Source organism: Lactococcus sp. LG1267, assembly GCF_017309545.1.
Classification (GTDB): domain Bacteria; phylum Bacillota; class Bacilli; order Lactobacillales; family Streptococcaceae; genus Lactococcus; species Lactococcus petauri.
Map to the genome: position 1 here is coordinate 1 of NZ_CP071295.1, position 19057 is coordinate 19057.

The window sequence follows — 19057 nt, forward strand, 5'->3', positions numbered from 1 at the left end:
ACAAAGGGAATAAACCCTAAGAATGTGAATGAAAAGTGTAGAAATAAGATTATTATAGGACTAATAGGGAAATTAGTTATGAGCATATATAAGGTGTATGTTATTCCTGATATAGCTACAATAAGACTGGCAATTACAATAATAAGGGTTCCTATATTTTTTTTCATAGTGCGTTAAAGCTCCGAGCAATAGAAGATGATGCGTTAGCATAGTTTATAATTAAAAGTGCAAGTGCAGTAGCTCCACCAGGACCTAAGCCTCCTCCTAATACACCTGTAATAGCATCGACTACTATATCTACAACTGGTATAAATTGAGCCACTATTAGTCCTGCCATGGCAATTGCCATTCCAATACCATATCCTGCAAATCCATTTCTTGAAGCTATCATTGTATCAACGCCATCTTGAAAATTCTTCATTGTTTGAGTGTAGGTTCTAGGTTTTTTCTAGATTTCTTCTAGCTAGAACCTTTCCCAGAGTGGAGACTAGTTTTTCTTCAAAGTTTATTCTCATCATAAAGTTTTTTTGATATATATAAAATAATTGAGCTAAATGCTAACCACATAAAATGTTTTAAAGATAGATTGAAAATGAAGAAGAACAAAAGGAAGATAGAACCAATAAGTGAATAGACTATTAATAATAAGCTACCGTAGCTAAAAATCCTCCTAACTACTTCTACTCCATTTAGTCTAGGGCCATATTTTTTATTTTTATTATCTTCAAAGACATATATAATTAAAGGTATAGCCATAAGTAACACTTGTATTAATATAATCATTGTAATACCTTCCAATATTAATAAAGACTTCTAAGAGAATCATATTGAGACCTTGTAGAGTGTACAGTATTAACATACTTTAAAATTAGTGTCGCAGCAGCAAAGGGTGACATCCCAACAGCAGTTATTCCCAATTTTTGAAGGAAAGACATGATAACAGCAGCTTCTGGGAATGTGATTGCTATTGCTATTGAAGCTGCTAAGGTAGCAATACTAATTGCTCCTACAGTTAGGAGTGTATCTCCGATACCTAAGAGGTCATCTACATCTTTTGCAAAATCTGCACCATTTCCATAGGATACAGTTTTCTTACCTCTGTTATGATGAACTTCCATATAATTTTTGTTATAATCTCTAGAAATAGCATATCCAAAGATGTCCCCAAACCCTGGTGCATATACATTTTTAATTGCACCCATCTGTGACACTTTTTTTCTGAAAATATCTTGCTTATTACTGAAGTATTGAAGATTACTTGTAAATGCACCAGGGCTTGCTAAATCTAAAGATAGTTCTGTATTCTCTTTCAAAGCCATTGGATTTGGTGTGCTGGCAACTTTCTTATCCGCAATTTTTGGATCAATGCTTTGAACTGAACTAGAAGCAGGAGACGTTTTTCTCCAATTATGCCATGTACGAGTCCATTTGTATTTTACACCACCAAGGTTAAAGGTTTTAGCATTGGCAGATAAGTAAAAAGTTGAATTCCACCAAGGATTCCAAACGACATAGTATGGTGTTTGTGTTCCTGAAGTTGGAGTCACATAACCTACAATTGCTACTTCGTGTCCCAGATTCTCACCAGTTCCTGGTTTATCTGTTGAATCAATATCATAACCATCCATAGAGACGATTCCACCAGCATCAATTTCCTTCTTAACTTCCGCAAAGCTTAACGTCCGTTCTTCAATTGTTGCCGTTGTTTGATAGTTTTTTTCTAAATTTTTCAAAGCCTCTTGAACTGTTTTACCGCTCATTTTTGAAAGATCAGAGTCAGACGTACCTGGATAACTTAATTGCATAAGTTTTTTGACAGTGGTGATTGCTCCTTTATCAGCTGTATGATTAAGTGGCGCTTTACCAATAGTATTAACTGCACTTGCTTGAACATAACTTGTACACCAAGGCTCTTGACCTTGAGTTTCCCTAACATGGAAATTAGAATTATCTTTATAGCTTGCAGTTGTATTGAGTTTGATATTTGAGTTTGTAGGCGGAGTAGTTATAGATGAAGTAGGTGGTGTTGTAATACCTGAATCATTTGGGGTACCTTTTAAGCGGATGTTGTAAAGTGTCATCTCTTCATTGTAGGTAGTTTTTTCGACAGGCCATGTTCCCTTCACGCGTTGAACGTTCGTATATTGGAATTTTTTAGCTAACTCTTGTTGTTTCTTCAAACCTGCAGCTGTAAGTGGTGTATTGTAATAAGGTGACAGAGTATCTTCTGCTTTAACAGAAGACCAATAAGGGCGATAACCATTAGCGCTATCATTCAGATAACCAGTTCCTAAAGTAGCAGTATTTTGTTCCTTATTTTTAGCATCTTGAGCTTTAAATAGTGTCAAGTAGAGGCGACCTTTATCATTGATGGCTTTTGTTAGAGCCATCGGTGCACGTCCTTTATAAACATCAAAGTCAAAGCCTAAGTATTTATACCAGTCAATAATTTGTTGAGAAGTCACAAAAGTTGTAGGTGCAATTTTAAGGAAACTTTCCAAATCTTTTACTGTCTTTTGATGTTGTGCATCTTCATAGAGGTTAATCAAAGACACAGCCGCAAGTTTTGTTTTATGCTCTTTTGCAGATGCAGGATACTTATTTAAGAGTTTTGTAATCGCTGGATCTGTAAAGTCCACTTAAGATTGTGTTCCTGCTTTGGTTAATTGGCTCTATAATTTAAAGGACTGATGAATCAAATTTTGATTCATCAGTCCTTTTTTAGTTTATTTAAATATAAAACATGTCGTCTATCTAGTAAAATTTAAGTACGACCAAAAATCTAAGATAGAAAGGACGACATGTCTTGAATAATCATATCAAAAAAATGCTACGAATTACAGATGAACATTTAGATTTAACAAATACGGAGGAATATAAAATTAAAGGGAAGAACACTTTAGTTATCTTTGGAGTCTATTCTCCCATGCCTTCGGCTTGTAGGAACTGTGGTTCAACTATTGTTGATAATGAAGGGAAAAGTGTAGTTGTTAGAAATGGAAAAAAGGAAGTAACTATTCAGTTAGATTCTTATCAAAATATGCCCACTATTTTAAAACTGAAGAAACAACGATTCCATTGTAAAAGCTGTTCGCACAATTGGACGGCACAGTGTTCTATTGTTGAAAAAAACTGTCATATCAGTAAATTTATTACTTTGAAAATTTTAGAATTATTAACTGAGAAAATCTCTATGACATTTATAGCTAAACAATGCCACGTTTCATTAACTACAGTTTTAAGAGTTCTTAAGTCAGTTGAATCACAACTCCCGCAACAACTTAAACCACGGAGTTTTCCAGAAGTTTTAATGGTAGATGAGTTTAGATCTCACGCTAGTTATGAAGATAAAATGAGCTTCATATGTGCTGATGGAGAAACAGGTGAATTAGTAGATATTTTACCTAGTAGGAAATTAGATAAAATAATCCCTTACTTCAATCGCTCTCCGTTGGAGGAAAGGGAAAAAGTTAAATTTTTAGTAACAGATATGAATGCTGCTTACTTTCAATTAACTAAAAATGTCTTTCCTACTGCTAAATTAATCATTGATAGGTTCCATATTGTGAAGCATTTGAACACCGCTTTTAATGATTTTAGAGTCCGAGAAATGAAGAGATTAATTACCAATAAGAAAAAGTCAAAAGCAAATAAATTAAAATCAAACTGGAAATTACTTCTAAAAAATCAAACAAATATTTCCATTTCAGAGTTCAAAACTTGGAGAAGTTTTCCTTCTCCAAAGTACCATCTTTTAACGGAATCTATGGTGATTGATCGACTACTCTCATTTTCTTCTGAACTAAAAGAAGCTTATGACATTTTCCATTTATTAATGTATCACTTTAGAAACAAAGATGACCGTTCCTTTTTCGAACTATTGAAAAATCTACCTGATAGCTTGGATACACAATTTAGAGATAAAATAGAAAATCTGATTTCCTATGAAGAAGGTATTAGAAACGCTCTTAAATATAATTTTTCCAATGGAAAAATTGAAGCTAAGAACACTCATATAAAAACACTTAAAAGAGTTTCCTATGGATTCAACTCATTTACAAATATGCGTATAAGAATTTTCTTGATAAACGGCCTTATTAAAATTAAATAACTAAAAAAGATGATAAATCTGAGAGTAATCTCAAGTTTATCATCTTATATATCCGACTCATCAGTCCGATTTGACAAAGAGCCGGTTAATTTAGAAGCAAAAACACCTTTTGCTTTATCTCCTTTAATGGATTGTGCATTTTCCCATGATGGATCCCGTTTAATTCCTGTTATTGTAGAAACCCATTTATATTGAGCAGCAGCCTGGTTTGGGTCAGTTGAGTTTTGAAGTTCAGGAAACTTGATTTCTTGAGCTTCTTGACCATCGTTGACAATTGCTTCTCCAAAGTTTATTGTTTTAATAAAAGAAGCGTGCAATTTACCTTCAGCAGTTCCTGTTTCAACATCATCGTGAGCATAGAGTACACCGGCATAGTTTTTCCAAAGCCAGCTGTCCGCATTTGCATTATCAAAAACTGTAATGATTGGTTCAGATTTATCCAAACGTGCTTTTATTTCAGTAGTTGTAAGAGGACGATCAATAATACTTGCAGTATATCCTTTAGTATGAAGCCACTCAACGGCCTGTTTAGGTGTGATTGTTGCCCCTCTAAGTTGTTCTGCAGTATATTTGGGATAGAAATATTTTAGCACATCACTGGCATTTAATACTTCAATAAAGTTCCCATTTGGACCAGCAGGATCGTGAGAGACGACTGCTGCAACAGTTTGTGCCAAAATTTGTGAAGGCGTTGCTTCTGGATTCAGAAGATCTTGTTTAGAAAGTTCATTAATCTGCTTGATATTTACAGATATACCATCCTGAGACGTATTGTTCTGTGTAACTGAAAAAGCAAGAGCATTAGGAACTGTAGCAGTCGCAAGAAGAATTGCAGTAGAAGCAATAATTCCAAGCTTCATAGGTAAATGTTTAATTTTCAAAATACTCCCTGCCTTAATCTAACTTACTTAAAACGGAGATTAATTCACCATTAAAAACGACTTGATAAATGCCTACTTTATCACTATTTGTTTCATCCATCAATTCTTTGACTGTTTCATCTGTAGCTTTTACATAGCTAAGTGTACCATTAGCATCCGGTTGTTCCAAGTAAAAATCTTGTTTAACGGCTTCTTCTGCAAACTCTTCTTGTTCCTTTTCATCTTGATTCAACACTGGATTTTCTTTAGTTTGAGAAGCCGCAGGAGTTTCACTTGTTTCTTTTGAGATATTTGGAGTTTCAAGATCTTCAGATGAACTCATTTCAGTATCTGTAGATTCTTGTATCTTTTTCTCTACTTCTGAGTTGGTTACACTCGAAGAAAGTTCTGGGGAAGATACCTCTTGTTGAGTTTGTGCATTGAAGTAAGTGAGCCGTAAGTAACTGTTCCTGCACCGATTACACCAAGGGTGAGGAAGCTCGTAAGTAGTAATTTTTTGTTCATAACATCTCCTTAAAATCTATTAAGTTTATTTTAAGCTGACGTTTTCACAAAATCAAAAATTTAATTAAACAAACTATTTAATTTTAGACTAATTTATTTATATGTAGAAAAAGTTTTAATATCATGCACAAGAGTTTCAAGAAAATATGTATGTAGCGCATAAACAAGGATTAAAGTTTCATTGTTATTGGTGAATTTTTGATATAAAAAAATGTTCAGAAAATGGAGGTTTTCTGAACAGTATACTTTTTTTTGATTTTGATTTAAAATAGAAGTATCGGATTAAACTATGAATAATAACCTAGGAGATGATATTGGGTAAAATAGTTAAAATAAATAACAAGATTAGTAAAGAAAAAATTATAAATAAAGAAATTAATATTCTCCAAAATAAAATATTTGTTTTTCATGATGAAAGCACTGTACAAGCTGCAGCATTAATTACAGAAAAAAAAGATAAATATAGAAAAAAGATAAAACAAAGAAAATTTTGTGTTTCTGTTCGCCCAATAGATGCTTATATAAGAAAAACTAATATAGTTGTTGAAAAATTTAAAAACTGTTATGATCGCAGTCATCTTATACCCAATTGCTATATAGATAATGATAAGCCTGAGGTGCTCATTTTATGGGATGCTGATAGTAACCAAAATCGTGTAATTAACTCAATTAGAAGATTCGAATTAAGGGTAGAAAAGAAAATAGAAAAAAATGAATTAGAATTTCCTTTTTATTGGTTTACCACAATTAACCGAGTCGATAATAACAAAGCCCAGTGGAAATCTTATATTTTCAAGGAAGAGGCAGGAACAATACAAGAAATAATTATTGATGAAGAACCAAAAACATCTGATGTCTCTTATGTTTGGGATGAATTTTTAAATTCCCAGTGGTTGAATTAGCAACGACATAATATGATATAATTTAAGTAAAGAAAAAGAACTTGCTGCAAACAAGTCCAATGTAGCCAAGTAAAAGTCAGTGGCACTAAAAAGTTCAGGAACCGTTAACTAGCAAAAGTGTACTGACCCCAAAAGATACAAATCGATAAAAGTTTCTCTAAAGGAAATATTGCAAATACTATCTAAAGTACTTGAGAAATAATGTGAGTATGTTATAATAAGAGTAAAGAAAAAAGAGCTTGCTACTAACAAGCTCCATAGAGACCGTTTAAGACGGTTGACTAAATTCATCTAAAAAATAGACCCTACTTAGCCAAAAGTATTAGCGGGTCTATTTTTTTATGTTCTTTACAATCACAATAATGAGATTGAGCAACATAACAATGAAGCTTGCAAATGCAATCACCAAGGTTAAGCTGTCTGAAACACTCAAAAATCTAGCCTTTCTAGTTTGATAGGGAAACACCTATACTCATAGGCATCACCCCTCTTTCTATACTTAGCCATCCGCTATAAACTTTCTCTGTTTTAGATTATACCAAAAATATAAGCTGCAAGCCATCAAGACTTGCAGTTTTTCTATACTTCAGGGGAAATAAAAAAGCAAATAACCGAGTATATGAGTTGACGACGTTAACTCATATTTTTAAAATATCATCAAACCCACCATCCGTTAATAATAATAGTTTTATTAATTCGTTATGAGTTATTTTTGTGATCTCGATACATTCTATTGCAATTCTATGCGTTTCAAACCATAAGAGTGCCTGCTTACTAGAAGCACAATTTTTTCGCCAATATATTTTAAGACTAATAGTACTCTCCCTTGGGCTTTGGTTAAAAAAAAGCACTCCAAAGAGTGCCTTACAATTAAGCTTTATTAATATTTGTAGCTTGTGGTCCACGTTGACCTTCGCCCATATCAAATGTAACTTTTTCGCCTTCTTCAAGTTTTTTGAAGCCGTTACTTTGGATTTCTGAGAAATGTGCGAACACATCTGCTCCATCTTCAGCTGTAATGAAGCCAAATCCTTTAGCATCATTAAACCATTTTACTGTTCCTTTTGTCATAGTATATATATTTCCTTTCAACTAGATTGTAAATCATTATGGTTAAAGAAAACATTTAAAATATATAACTTTGACTAAACTTACTTAGTACATAATATCATGCTTATTTGTTTTTGTCAAATTGACATAAAAAATCTTCGTTCATGAATTAAATGCCAACAGTCAGAAACTCAACTGACTTTTGAAGAAATCCACATACGAAGAATCGGTCTTATATGTCAAGGAGACACAAGTCAACTATAGCATAATTGATAGTAAATACATAATATAAAATAAAAAGCTCCAACGCAAGTAGAAAGCTTTTTATTTTAAAAAGAAAACACTCACTTCCCACGGGGATTGTAAATAGTTTGTATGGTGAGTGTTTCATACCTGACGGTAATTCAAGTATAACAAAATAGTTGATTAACACCTAATCATATAGAATAAACTTCTATCCGATGTTTTTACTGCCATTTCCGTTGTAATGTATGAGATATTTTATCAATAACGGTCCAAAATAGTTTTTTAGATAATTCTATGTAATGGTTAAAGAAATTTTTGAGGATTTTTAAATTAAAATCTCTTAAAGAAATTTTATATTCGTCAATATAATTTATAAATAAACCCAAAATTATCAACATTATAACTACTACAATATATACCATTGTTCTTTTTAATATCTTTTTATTTCTTAACTTCAGATAAAAAACTCTCCATTTTGGATCGTGTTTTCTTTTTCGATAAAACTCATAATCATATGGTGGCATCTTTACCCCTGTATTGTTTGATAGTTAAAGTATATCATATTCCCCCCTAAAAAAAACAGATACTAAAAAAATCTGATTATTCATTTTATATTTGCTTAGAGGAAAAAATAAATTATAGGTTAAGAAAAAACAATAATGAAAAGAGTTCTTTTCTTATTTATTCTATTCATTTTCACAGATATTATTAAAAATACTTTATTATTTTTAAACATAAAAGCCTCTTGATATACATCTATACATAACAAGAGTCTAAGACAGACACAAAACAGTAATTAAAGCTTCTCTCAATTGTTAGTGGTTGTGTAGCTGTCCGACACATAAATAAAGCATAATAGTTTGACTATACGAATTTCACAAAAAGACACCCAATATGCGAAGGTGTCTTTTCTGATGAATAGCCTAGTTATAATTTCTCGTCATAACTAGAGTCCGTATTTGAGGTCAAAACTTCGTGGCAGTGAAGTAACGCCTACGAACACTCTTACTATAACACTAATAGTCTCATTAACCTAATGATACAAAAAAGCACCATCAAATGAGGTACTTATGAAAAAGATTCGACTCATTTATTCTATTTTCAATAACTTAAATTAAACTAAAAACTACACTGGCAAGGTGTAGTTTCATGATATATATTTATTAACATTTTTTTATTTCTGCCAATAGTATTATATCAAAATATAAATATATTTTGAAAATCTTAGTCACTTATACAAATTCAAAAAAGTAGTCACAAACACAATTAAAACCTCAAAATTTCTCTTAAATAATGGTATAATACCAAGCAATAAGGAGATAAAAATGAAAAAACAAGAACTTATCAACTTGGTGTTAAAAATAACGAACTCCTATGAAGACTATCCCTTTAACAATAATAATCGTGAAAAAATACTTTGGACAACCATTAGACAAAAATCTAATAAAAAAATTATAGCTTTAATCTTTGAAAAAGATAACGAACTATTAATTGATTTAAAGCTGAGTCCAGAACACGGTGAGGAGGCTAGACAAATAGCAGGAGTATTTCCGGGATACCATATGAATAAAACCCATTGGAATACCATAAATGTGAACAATACTGATCTTACCTATGATGGTCTCATTCAAATGATTAATAAAAGTAATGATCTAACAAAATAAAAAAATCCTGACGAAGCAGAATTTTATTCTAATTGCGGGAGCAGGATTTGAACCTACGACCTTCGGGTTATGAGCCCGACGAGCTACCTAGCTGCTCCATCCCGCGTTAATAAAACAGAAGAAATTTAAATCACTTATTTAAATCACGCTATAACCTAACAAGCTAGATCTTCCGTAGATGTATCCAATTGACTCACTCATTGTAACACACTTTTCTCTCATTCCCTAATTTATACTTCTTGACTACAAAAAAATCACTCTTAGAGTGACTTTTTTAATTATGCTTTATTGATGTTTGTTGCTTGTGGTCCACGTTGACCTTCGCCCATATCAAATGTAACTTTTTCACCTTCTTCAAGTTTTTTGAAGCCGTTACTTTGAATTTCTGAGAAATGTGCAAACACATCTACTCCATCTTCAGCTGTAATGAAGCCAAATCCTTTGGCATCATTAAACCATTTTACTGTTCCTTTTGTCATAGTATATATTTCCTTTCAACTAGATTGTAAATCATTATGGTTAAAGAAAACATTTAAAAATATATAACTTTGACTAAACTTACTTAGTACATAGTATCACGCTTATTCATTTTTGTCAAATTGACATAAAAAATCTTCGTTCATGAACTAAATGCCAATAGTCAGAAACTCACTGACTTTTAAAATATAATATATAAACAATAAAAATTTCTAATATACTAAAATTATTATGTACCCATGTATATTAAAATATTTGTATAATGCCTAATCATACAGAAAAGAGACATCCGATATGTGAGAGATGCCTCTTTCTGATAAATAATCCAGTTATAGATTACACTCTATAGCTAGATATTTTATAAGTCGTAGGAAAGTACAAATTTTTGACATAAGCATCGACCTACAACGAACTTAGTATAACACTAATATCTCCGATAACATAATGATATAAAAAAGTGAGACTTAACTTTATACACACATAATAAAAATCCGTTAAATAACGGTTCTTTATTTTATACCTTTATCAATTTTTATTCTGCCCACTTTTTGCCCACTAAAATATTTTTTTATTATTACTTCTCACTACTAAAGAGGTCATGGTGCATCACTACATATTTGAAGTACAATTGTGCCAATTTTCTTTCCCCTTTATAAAAATGGCTTAAAAGCCTTATTTAATAGCATTTTCCAGTGATATCATTATTTTATTTTCGATAATAATATCATTAATTATCACTATTTTTCTTTCATTTTTGCCCACTTTTTTTGCCCACCAAATTGCTTAAGAAATTTTGTTAATTCTATTCATTTTTTGGTTTAATTCTTTAGACATATTAGGTGTGACATGAGTATATATATTATTGGTAATAGTGGATGTTGCGTGACCAACTCTTTGCATCACCACTTTTTGGTTTATTCCCATTTCTGCTAATAATGAAATATGAGAGTGGCGCATACAATGGCAAGAGAATTGCTTATCTCACCCAGTTTCTTTTCCATAATATTTAAAAGATAGAAAGTTATTTATCGAGTTTATGACTATAAAGTTCCTACTTTTATATCTTCAACTTTTATATCTCTGCCTTTTCTTTTGGAAAAAGTGCAGAATAAAAAACATACTTATTATATCATTTTTATCTGTATTTTTCCTCGTCTTTTATTTTTAAAAATTCATCAAATACTGGTACCGATACAGGCCCACCTATTCTAAAATAATTTCCTTATATGAAGCATTTGACTTTTTTATTTCATAAATTTTGTTTCCAACGGTAGAAACCTTTATCGAATAAAAGTTTGAAATACCTTCTGCTTCAATATTTCTGTTTTACTCATTCCTAATACTAAAAGTATTAAGAATCCATCGATACTATAAACTACCATCAAAAAAACTGCCGGTTTAATACCAACAGTTGTAAAGAAATTTATCGAGTAGCTAGCCAGGCACTGAGCGCTTCCACTGCAGGCATTATAGCTGCTTCTTTTGGAGACATCTTTTCGTGATGTAAGGGATAATCTGATTGAACACCGAGCCAGAGCATCACACCAGGTACTCTATCTAATAAGTATCCAAAGTCCTCCCCTGTCATCAAGGGGGAAATTTCTGAAAAATTAACTGTTGGCTTTTCTTTCAGAAAAGTCATCAGTTGGTCTGCAAGATTTTTATTATTAATAACAGGGAGATAACCTCCTTGTTTTAGTATAATTTCCGCTTGGCAGTCAAAGGATTGCGCAATACCTTCAGCGATTTGTGTGATACGTTTTTGTGTCAGTTCGTTCATTTCCTTCGTCAAGGTACGAATTGTTCCGTGAACTTCCGCTTCTTTGGCAATCACGTTATTAGTCATTCCAGCACGCATCTTTCCAAAAGTCACAACAGCATTTTCCATTGGCCCAACATTTCGCGAGATAATTGTCTGCACTTGCGTTACAAAATGACTCACAGCAATTACCATATCATTACTATTCTGGGGGAACGCTGCGTGGCCTCCTTTTCCAGTAAACTTAATACTAACCTCACAAGTTCCTGCAAATAAAGTGTGATTATTTGTTGCTAGTTGTCCGGCAGGTAGTTCTGGATGAACATGAAGTGCATAAAACTCATCCGGTAACCAATCCGCAAAAACGTTTGCCTCATATAAAAGTTTTGCGCCTGAGAGATTTTCTTCAGCGGGCTGAAAAAGAAAAAGACGGTCATTTTTACTTGGCGTTTCAATAGCAATTTTTAATAAACCAAGTGCTACAGCCATGTGTATATCATGTCCACAAGCGTGCATTCTTCCTTGGTGCTTTGAACTGCATTCTAAATTTGTTTCTTCATTAACTGGAAGCCCGTCCATATCTGCACGCCAGCCTATAATTTTGTCTGAGTCAAATCCTGTTATTTTGACTAGAACGGCTGTCTTCCAAGTTCGAATTTTGACATGCTTAACTGTTTGTATCATTTGCTGTATTTTATCTAATAGATAAGCCTGTGTTTCAAATTCTGCCATACCAAGCTCAGGAATTTCATGCAATTCCCGACGTATTTGAAGCAATTCTTCATTTGTAAAAGGCACTCTACACCTCCTTATTAAGTCCTTTAGGTTGTCAATTCTTCATATAAGGCGACTAAAGCCCTTTGATAATGCTTATTGGCAACACCGATAATGATATTGATTCCACGCGGGCTTTGTGTAATAAGCTCAATATCAATATCTTCTTTAGCAAGTGCTGTAAAAATTTTGTTCGTAACTTTTGCTGAGCGTATAATTTCTTCACCTACAACTGTCAAAAGCGAAATATTTTCTTTGACTGTGACATCATCTGCTTTCAAATCTTTTTTTAGGCGGTCCAGTAAATCAAGCAAAATCTCTTCTACTTCAACCATTTCGACGATAACTCCGATTTGATTGATACCTGTAGGGAGATGTTCAATATTCAAATGATAATCATCAAAAATTTTCAAAGTACGTTGTAAAAAACCAACCTCTGTTGCCATTTGATTTTTGACAATATTAATCGAAACATAGTTTTTTCTGCCTGAAATTCCTGAAACTTGTGTCGTATGCGTACGGTGTTCTGCCAAAATCAAAGTGCCTTCGGCGTCTGGAGCATTCGTATTTTTAATATGCAAAGGAATATTGAGTTCACGAATCGGATAAATCGTCTCAGCATGCAGCACACTTGCCCCCATATAAGACAATTCACTCAACTCTTCATAAGTCAATTCACTGATCGTTGCTGGATTGTTAATAATACGCGGATCTGCCATCATTACACCTGATACATCTGTCCAGTTTTCATATTTATCAGCACCTAAACAGCTTGCCAGAATTGCGCCTGAAATATCTGAACCACCACGACTCAAAAGTTTGATTTTTCCATTTTGGAAAGCACCGTAAAATCCTGGGAGAACAATTCTCTCAATTCCAGAGAATTGTTCCTGCAACAAACGTTTTGACATTTCCAAATTGATACGACCGTTACCTGAAAAGGAAATTACTTCAGCCGCATCAATAAATTGATAGCCCAGATATTCCGCCATTAGATGCGCTGTAAAATACTCGCCACGACTCACCAGATAATCCTCTGTAAATTGACCCGAATCCAGCTCACATTTAAGTTTCTCTAAATGTGATAAGATGTCGTATTTAAGCTGCAATTCTTCTTTGACTGCAACAAATCGAGTGACTAAATTATCCCAAAGTGCTTGGTAAGAAACACCGTGTTTCACATGAGCCGCAATGAGATAGAGCAAGTCGGTAACCTTATCATCAGATGGCTTTTTACGTCCAATCGCTGAAACAACGACAATTTTTTTCGTTTCATCTTGGCTGACAATATTTTTTACTTTTTGAAATTGGCTTTCTGTAGATAAGGATGAACCGCCAAATTTTGCAATAGTTAATGTCAAATTAAATTCTCCTGGATCATATGTTCCGCAATTTGAATTGCATTTAATGCTGCGCCTTTACGGATATTATCAGCTACGCAGTAAAAGAGTAAACTGTTTGCTTGCGCCAAATCTTCACGAATACGTCCAACATAAACATTATCATTACCATTTGCGATTGTTGAAACTGGATATTCATGATTTTTAGGGTTATCGATAAGAGTTATACCTTCTTGGTTTGAAAAAACCTCACGAACTTCGCTAAGCGTGAAAGGCTGATCCAATATTACCTGGATACTCACACCGTGACTGTTTATTACTGGAACACGTACACAAGTTGCTGAAACAGCCAACTCTGGCTTATGTAAGATTTTACGTGTTTCATTGACCATTTTCATCTCTTCTTTGGTATATCCATTTTCAAAGAAAACATCAATTTCAGGAAGGGCTGTTTCAGAGATATTATATGGATAAAATTCTGGTGCTTTGCCTTGACGTGTCCGAAGTAAATCGTCACGACCTCTCTGTCCGCTTCCACTTACTGCTTGGAAAGTTGTATAGTTCACTTGTAAAATACCAAAGGCTTTCTCCAAAGCATAAAGCGGTAAAACAGATTGAATCGTTGAACAGTTTGGGTTGGCAATGATTTTATTCATTTGCGTATCTTGGATATTAATTTCTGGGACAACCAGGCCAATTCCAGGATTTTCACGCCAAACTGATGAGTTATCAATGACAACCAACCCTTTTTCTCGTGCAATTGGGGCAAATTGTTCAGAAGTATCTCCGCCAGCACTAAAAAGGGCAATATCATAACCATTAAATGAATCAGCCGTTAATTCTTCAACTACGTATTCTTGACCCGCAAAAGACAAAACTGAACCTGCTGAACGACTTGAGGCTAATAATTTCAAATTTTTAATTGGGAAATTTCTTTGTTCTAAAATATCGAGAAAAGTACGACCAACAAGTCCAGTTGCACCCACAACACATATATTATATTTTTTCATTTTTATCCTTTCTTCTTTGGATATAAGATACTCGAAGATAAAGTTCGTACACTCTAAAGTTAAATAACTTTGGCGCTATTTGAAGTGCATGGACGATATACTCCATTTATTAATAGCGTACGAAGCATCATGTATGTTGATAAATAGTCTATCCTTATGGCAATTTTACAAATTTCTCAACGCTTCTTCCAGTGCAGTTTTTTGCTGCGTTTGGGCATCAATTTTCTTGATAATACGGGCTGGCACACCAGCAACAACTACATTTTCAGGAACATCTTGTGTCACAATAGCACCGGCCGCAACAACTGAACCTGAACCGACTTGTACACCTTCAATAACCACTGCATTTGCACCCACAAGTACATTATCCCCAATACGCACAGGCACAGATGAAGCTGGTTCAATTACACCAGCAAGTACTGCGCCTGCACCAATATGGGAATTTTTACCAACTGTTGCACGTCCTCCTAGAACAGCACCCATATCAATCATTGTACCAGCCCCAATTTCAGCACCTATATTAATAATTGCTCCCATCATGATTACTACATGATCACCAATTACGACATGTTCACGGATAATTGCGCCTGGCTCGATACGTCCATTGACATCGCGAATATCAAGCAAGGGTACAGCTGAATTGCGGCTATCAAGCTCCACAATATAGTCTTTATTTTCAGTCATATCAGCCAAAAGCGGTTGAATCAAACTCCAATCTCCAAACAAAGTATTGCTGATTTTGATGATTTCTTTTGGTATTTGACCTGTCAATTGACCTTCAAAAGTTACTTTAACTGTTGTTTTTTTCTCAGCATTTCCAATATATTGAATAATTTCTTGAGCCGAAATTTTTTGTACTTCCATAAATCTCCTTCTTGTGTGTAATCCTATAAAAACTAAGTTTTTTAAGGAATATCCAAAATTTATTTTATTGTTTCTCTTCTATAAAAATAGGACTTAATTCACTCCGTCTTTTCCAAAAAGAACTTCCTCCATTGAATACATCCCACTTTCTTGATGAATAAGCCAATTCATCCCTGTGATCGCCCCTTTTACAAAAATCATTTTCGAAAGAGCTTCATGCTTAATCGTAAGAAGTTCGTCCCTTCCTGCAAATATTACTTCATGTTCGCCAACGATTGTACCCCCTCGAACAGCATGCACTCCAATCTCTTTCTTCTCACGTGGCTTTATACCTGAACGTCCATGAACAACTTTATAGCCCAATGTTTCATTGATACTGTCAAGTAACATCTTTGCCGTACCAGATGGTGCATCTATTTTTTTATTATGATGTTTTTCAATGATTTCAATATCAAAACTGTCCGATAAAATATAGGTCATTTCTTTGACTAAACGATTCATCAAGATAACTCCAATACTAAAATTGCCACTAAATAATACAGGCATTTTTTCAGAAAGGTGATCAATTGTTGCCTTTTGTATGTCATCAAAGCCTGTTGTGGCAATAACTGTGGCTGTTGGATGCTTTTTTAGATATTTAGCAAGATTATTGAGATTCTCAGGATGTGAAAAATCAATGACCACATCGAATTTTTCTTCTGGAATATCCTTTGTTAAGGATACGACTGTTAATTCATGCTCTTTTTCTAGCTCTGCCGCAAGCAGCCCGCCCATTGTACCTGTTCCAATTTGTAAAACTTTCATTATAAAATCTCCAATTCTTTAAGAAGTTGAATTTTTGCCGTTTCGGATGGCTCGTCAAGTGGCAACCGAACAGAACCGACATTATAACCGAGTTGATTCATCACAAATTTGACCGGAATTGGATTTGCTTCTATAAATAAGCTGTCAATCAAGTTCAAATATTTTTGTTGCAGACTCAAAGAATGAGCTGGGTTGGTCGCAAAAGTTTCGATTAACTCCTTAACTACATCTGGCATGAAGTTAGCCCAAACACTGATTACACCCGAAGCGCCTAAACTCAGGCATGGAACTATCATATCGTCATTACCACTATATAATACAAAATTATTAGAAAGATAGCGGCTAATTTTTTCCACATAGGCAATATCGCCTGATGCTTCTTTTAAGCCTGTAATATTCGGGTGTTTCGCCAATACTTCTACGGCTTCAACAGAAAGATTCACTCCTGTTCTACCTGGTGCATTGTACATGATAATCGGAATATCGACAGACTCCGCAATCTTAGTAAAATGCTTTAACATCCCTGTTTCATTGGTTTTATTATAATAAGGGGTAATCACAAGCAAACTATCCGCACCTAACTTTTCAAATGCTTGAGCAAATTCCACTGCTTGTGCTGTGTTATTACTTCCTGCTCCAACATTGATATGAATACGTCCAGCAACCTGTTTAACTACAAACTCAACGATTGCTTTTTTCTCCTCAAAGCTAATCGTCGGTGCTTCTCCTGTTGTGCCTAAAATAGAAATAGCCGCACTTCCATGGCTAATCTGAAATTCAATCAGCTCAGCTAATTTTTCAAAATTTATAGAATTATCATCATTAAAGGGCGTGATGAGCGCCACAATTGAACCTTTAAGCATTATTTTCTCCTGTAGATATATTTCAGAAACCTTTGACGAGTGTTGCGATAGAAGAAAAGGAAACTACTCATCGTATAATTTTCTTTCTCTTGAAAAACATCTCCTCTTCGCCTTGTTCTTACTCCACTCCTTTAATTTGTATCCAAATGTTATTTATGATTTTATCAGTGGTTAGAAGTAAAAGCTGTTACAAGCATTCACCAGCTAATTTTCGGTTAGATTTCAAACTCAAAGCCATCCAATGTTGCAAAATAGTCTTCAGGTCGCTCTGCCCGTCGAATCATACGCGTGCTCCCATCTTGCTGAAGCAATAATTCGGCACTTCGTAATTTTGCATTATACTGATATCCCATCGAAAAACCATGCGCACCTGTGTCATGAATGACTAATAGGTCTCCCTCATCAATCACAGGAAGTTCGCGCTGCCTGGCAAATTTATCATTGTTTTCACATAATGAACCAGTCACGTCAACAATTTCTTTCACTTTATCTTCCTCCTTTCCTATAACAGTAATATGATGATAAGCATCATAAAATGCTGGTCTCATCAGATTAACTGCGCTCGCATCCACGCCAATATACGTCCGATAGGTTTGCTTTCTATGCAAGACACGTGTGACCAGTAAGCCATGAGGCGCCAACATAAAGCGTCCAAGTTCCGTATAAATTTTGACTTCCCCTAGGCCATTGGCAGTTAGAACTTCATCATAAACACGATGTACTCCTTCGCCGATGACAGCAATATCGTTAGGAGCTTCATCTGGACGATAATTAACGCCGATACCACCAGAAAGATTTATAAAATCAAGAGAAACGCCTGTTTTTTCACGAATTTCAAGTGCTAATTCAAATAATTGCTGTGCTAATTTTGGATAATACTCATTTGTCACAGTATTTGAAGCCAAAAAGCTATGCATTCCAAATTTCTTCACACCCAACTTTTGCAAATCTTTAATTCCCTGAATCAGTTGGGCTTTTGTCATTCCAAATTTTGATTCTTCAGGATTATCCATAATTTTGGTACCCATTGTAAAAACTCCACCAGGGTTATAGCGTAAGCTCATTGTTTCGGGAAATTCAAATCCTGCCAATGTGGATAAAAATTCAATATGGTTGTATGCATCAATATTAATCGTAGCCCCTAGCTTTTTGGCTAATAAAAATTCTTCAGGTGGAGTGTCATTTGATGAAAACATAATTTCAGACTTATCAAAACCACATTTATTTGCTAGTATAAGTTCAACATAGCTCGCGCAATCAGCTCCACAGCCTTCTTCTTGCAAAATTTTCAAAATTGCAGGCGTTGGTGTAGCTTTTACCGCAAAGAATTCTTTGAAACCTTTATTCCAAGAAAATGCTGTGTTTAGCGCTCTTGCTTTTTCGCGAATTCCGTGCTCGTCATACAAATGAAATGGTGTCGGAAATTCTGCAGTAATTTTATCTAATTGATCTTTAGTAATAAATGGTACTTTCATTTCATGCTCCTGTGGACTTGCTATGCAAATCTTTATCTGAAGATTTCGGTAGTTTCAATGCTATGGAGGCTTGTCAAAAATTGTAACTGAAAGAAGGAAGATTTTACTTTTAGTCTACCAAATGATATTTTTTCCCATCTCAATCTTTAACTCTGTCTCCAGTGCCCTTTGACCACTGATATAATGAGTTTCGATGTAAGAAGCAGAGTTTTTCTTATTCGTTGACTCGCTAAAACATTATTCTATCGTTGTCGCGCTTCAACCTGCAAACTCACATCATATAAAAACAAAAGGCACTTGTAAGTACAAGCGCCTTTTATGTCGTCATGAAAA

At 34.2% G+C, this 19057-nt stretch carries 19 protein-coding genes and 1 tRNA gene; 3 read left to right on the forward strand and 17 right to left on the reverse strand.

Annotated elements, in window-relative coordinates:
• Positions 1-163 precede the first annotated feature (163 nt).
• Positions 164-391 (reverse strand): hypothetical protein, encoded by a 228-nt coding sequence (locus J0J33_RS00005; protein WP_206887810.1) that lies wholly within the window; start codon positions 389-391, stop codon positions 164-166.
• A gap of 409 nt (positions 392-800) precedes the next feature.
• Positions 801-2639, reverse strand: coding sequence for a C47 family peptidase (locus J0J33_RS00010; protein ID WP_206887812.1), 1839 nt, complete (start codon positions 2637-2639; stop codon positions 801-803).
• A 167-nt stretch (positions 2640-2806) separates the two neighbouring features.
• Here J0J33_RS00010 and J0J33_RS00015 point away from each other — a divergent pair, with 167 nt between their 5' ends.
• A complete protein-coding gene (locus J0J33_RS00015; protein ID WP_089202021.1) occupies positions 2807-4111 on the forward strand; it encodes an ISL3 family transposase in 1305 nt (434 codons plus the stop codon).
• Positions 4112-4155: 44 nt separating this feature from the next.
• Here the strand turns inward: J0J33_RS00015 and J0J33_RS00020 are convergent, their stop codons facing one another.
• Both J0J33_RS00020 and J0J33_RS00025 read right to left on the reverse strand, forming a co-directional pair.
• Positions 4156-4992: a hypothetical protein gene (locus J0J33_RS00020; RefSeq protein ID WP_206921732.1), complete on the reverse strand. Its 837-nt coding sequence runs from the start codon at positions 4990-4992 to the stop codon at positions 4156-4158.
• Between the two features lie 13 nt (positions 4993-5005).
• Positions 5006-5314: a hypothetical protein gene (locus tag J0J33_RS00025; protein ID WP_206887820.1), complete on the reverse strand. Its 309-nt coding sequence runs from the start codon at positions 5312-5314 to the stop codon at positions 5006-5008.
• A gap of 496 nt (positions 5315-5810) precedes the next feature.
• Here J0J33_RS00025 and J0J33_RS00030 point away from each other — a divergent pair, with 496 nt between their 5' ends.
• A complete protein-coding gene (locus J0J33_RS00030; RefSeq protein WP_206887823.1) occupies positions 5811-6398 on the forward strand; it encodes a hypothetical protein in 588 nt (195 codons plus the stop codon).
• A 331-nt stretch (positions 6399-6729) separates the two neighbouring features.
• Here the strand turns inward: J0J33_RS00030 and J0J33_RS10910 are convergent, their stop codons facing one another.
• From J0J33_RS10910 to J0J33_RS00045, 3 genes are all read right to left on the reverse strand, one after another.
• Positions 6730-6864, reverse strand: a complete 135-nt coding sequence (locus J0J33_RS10910) for a putative holin-like toxin (RefSeq protein WP_370569279.1) — start codon at positions 6862-6864, stop codon at positions 6730-6732.
• Between the two features lie 404 nt (positions 6865-7268).
• Positions 7269-7469, reverse strand: coding sequence for a cold-shock protein (locus J0J33_RS00040; RefSeq protein ID WP_014025159.1), 201 nt, complete (start codon positions 7467-7469; stop codon positions 7269-7271).
• A 446-nt stretch (positions 7470-7915) separates the two neighbouring features.
• Positions 7916-8218 (reverse strand): hypothetical protein, encoded by a 303-nt coding sequence (locus J0J33_RS00045; RefSeq protein ID WP_003134277.1) that lies wholly within the window; start codon positions 8216-8218, stop codon positions 7916-7918.
• Positions 8219-9019: 801 nt separating this feature from the next.
• Between J0J33_RS00045 and J0J33_RS00050 the strand changes: the two genes are divergently transcribed.
• Positions 9020-9358, forward strand: a complete 339-nt coding sequence (locus tag J0J33_RS00050; protein ID WP_017368468.1) for an MmcQ/YjbR family DNA-binding protein — start codon at positions 9020-9022, stop codon at positions 9356-9358.
• A gap of 32 nt (positions 9359-9390) precedes the next feature.
• On the opposite strand, the gene J0J33_RS00055 is transcribed toward J0J33_RS00050, so the two are convergent.
• The 10 genes from J0J33_RS00055 to J0J33_RS00100 all read right to left on the reverse strand — a co-directional run bounded on the left by J0J33_RS00055 (position 9391) and on the right by J0J33_RS00100 (position 18724).
• Positions 9391-9464 (reverse strand) — tRNA-Met (locus J0J33_RS00055).
• Between the two features lie 172 nt (positions 9465-9636).
• Positions 9637-9837, reverse strand: coding sequence for a cold-shock protein (locus tag J0J33_RS00060; RefSeq protein ID WP_014025161.1), 201 nt, complete (start codon positions 9835-9837; stop codon positions 9637-9639).
• 781 nt (positions 9838-10618) lie between these two features.
• Positions 10619-10792 carry a tyrosine-type recombinase/integrase gene (locus J0J33_RS10690; RefSeq protein ID WP_370569280.1) on the reverse strand — a complete coding sequence of 58 codons (174 nt, stop codon included), beginning with the start codon at positions 10790-10792 and terminating at the stop codon, positions 10619-10621.
• 466 nt (positions 10793-11258) lie between these two features.
• On the reverse strand, positions 11259-12392 hold the full coding sequence (locus tag J0J33_RS00070) for an N-acetyldiaminopimelate deacetylase (protein ID WP_206887829.1): 1134 nt from the start codon (positions 12390-12392) through the stop codon (positions 11259-11261).
• Between the two features lie 23 nt (positions 12393-12415).
• Entirely contained in the window at positions 12416-13729 is a 1314-nt protein-coding gene (locus tag J0J33_RS00075) for an aspartate kinase (RefSeq protein ID WP_206887832.1), read from the reverse strand.
• Positions 13726-14718, reverse strand: coding sequence for an aspartate-semialdehyde dehydrogenase (locus J0J33_RS00080; RefSeq protein WP_206887836.1), 993 nt, complete (start codon positions 14716-14718; stop codon positions 13726-13728). Before J0J33_RS00080 ends, J0J33_RS00075 begins: the two co-directional genes overlap by 4 nt.
• A 165-nt stretch (positions 14719-14883) precedes the next feature.
• Entirely contained in the window at positions 14884-15582 is a 699-nt protein-coding gene (gene dapD / locus J0J33_RS00085; protein WP_206887839.1) for a 2,3,4,5-tetrahydropyridine-2,6-dicarboxylate N-acetyltransferase, read from the reverse strand.
• Positions 15583-15675: 93 nt separating this feature from the next.
• Positions 15676-16386, reverse strand: coding sequence for a 4-hydroxy-tetrahydrodipicolinate reductase (dapB, locus tag J0J33_RS00090; protein WP_206887842.1), 711 nt, complete (start codon positions 16384-16386; stop codon positions 15676-15678).
• Positions 16386-17249, reverse strand: coding sequence for a 4-hydroxy-tetrahydrodipicolinate synthase (gene dapA / locus J0J33_RS00095; RefSeq protein ID WP_206887846.1), 864 nt, complete (start codon positions 17247-17249; stop codon positions 16386-16388). The genes dapB and dapA overlap by 1 nt, the downstream gene beginning before the upstream one ends.
• Before the next feature lie 215 nt (positions 17250-17464).
• Entirely contained in the window at positions 17465-18724 is a 1260-nt protein-coding gene (locus J0J33_RS00100; protein ID WP_206887849.1) for a diaminopimelate decarboxylase, read from the reverse strand.
• Positions 18725-19057 lie beyond the last annotated feature (333 nt).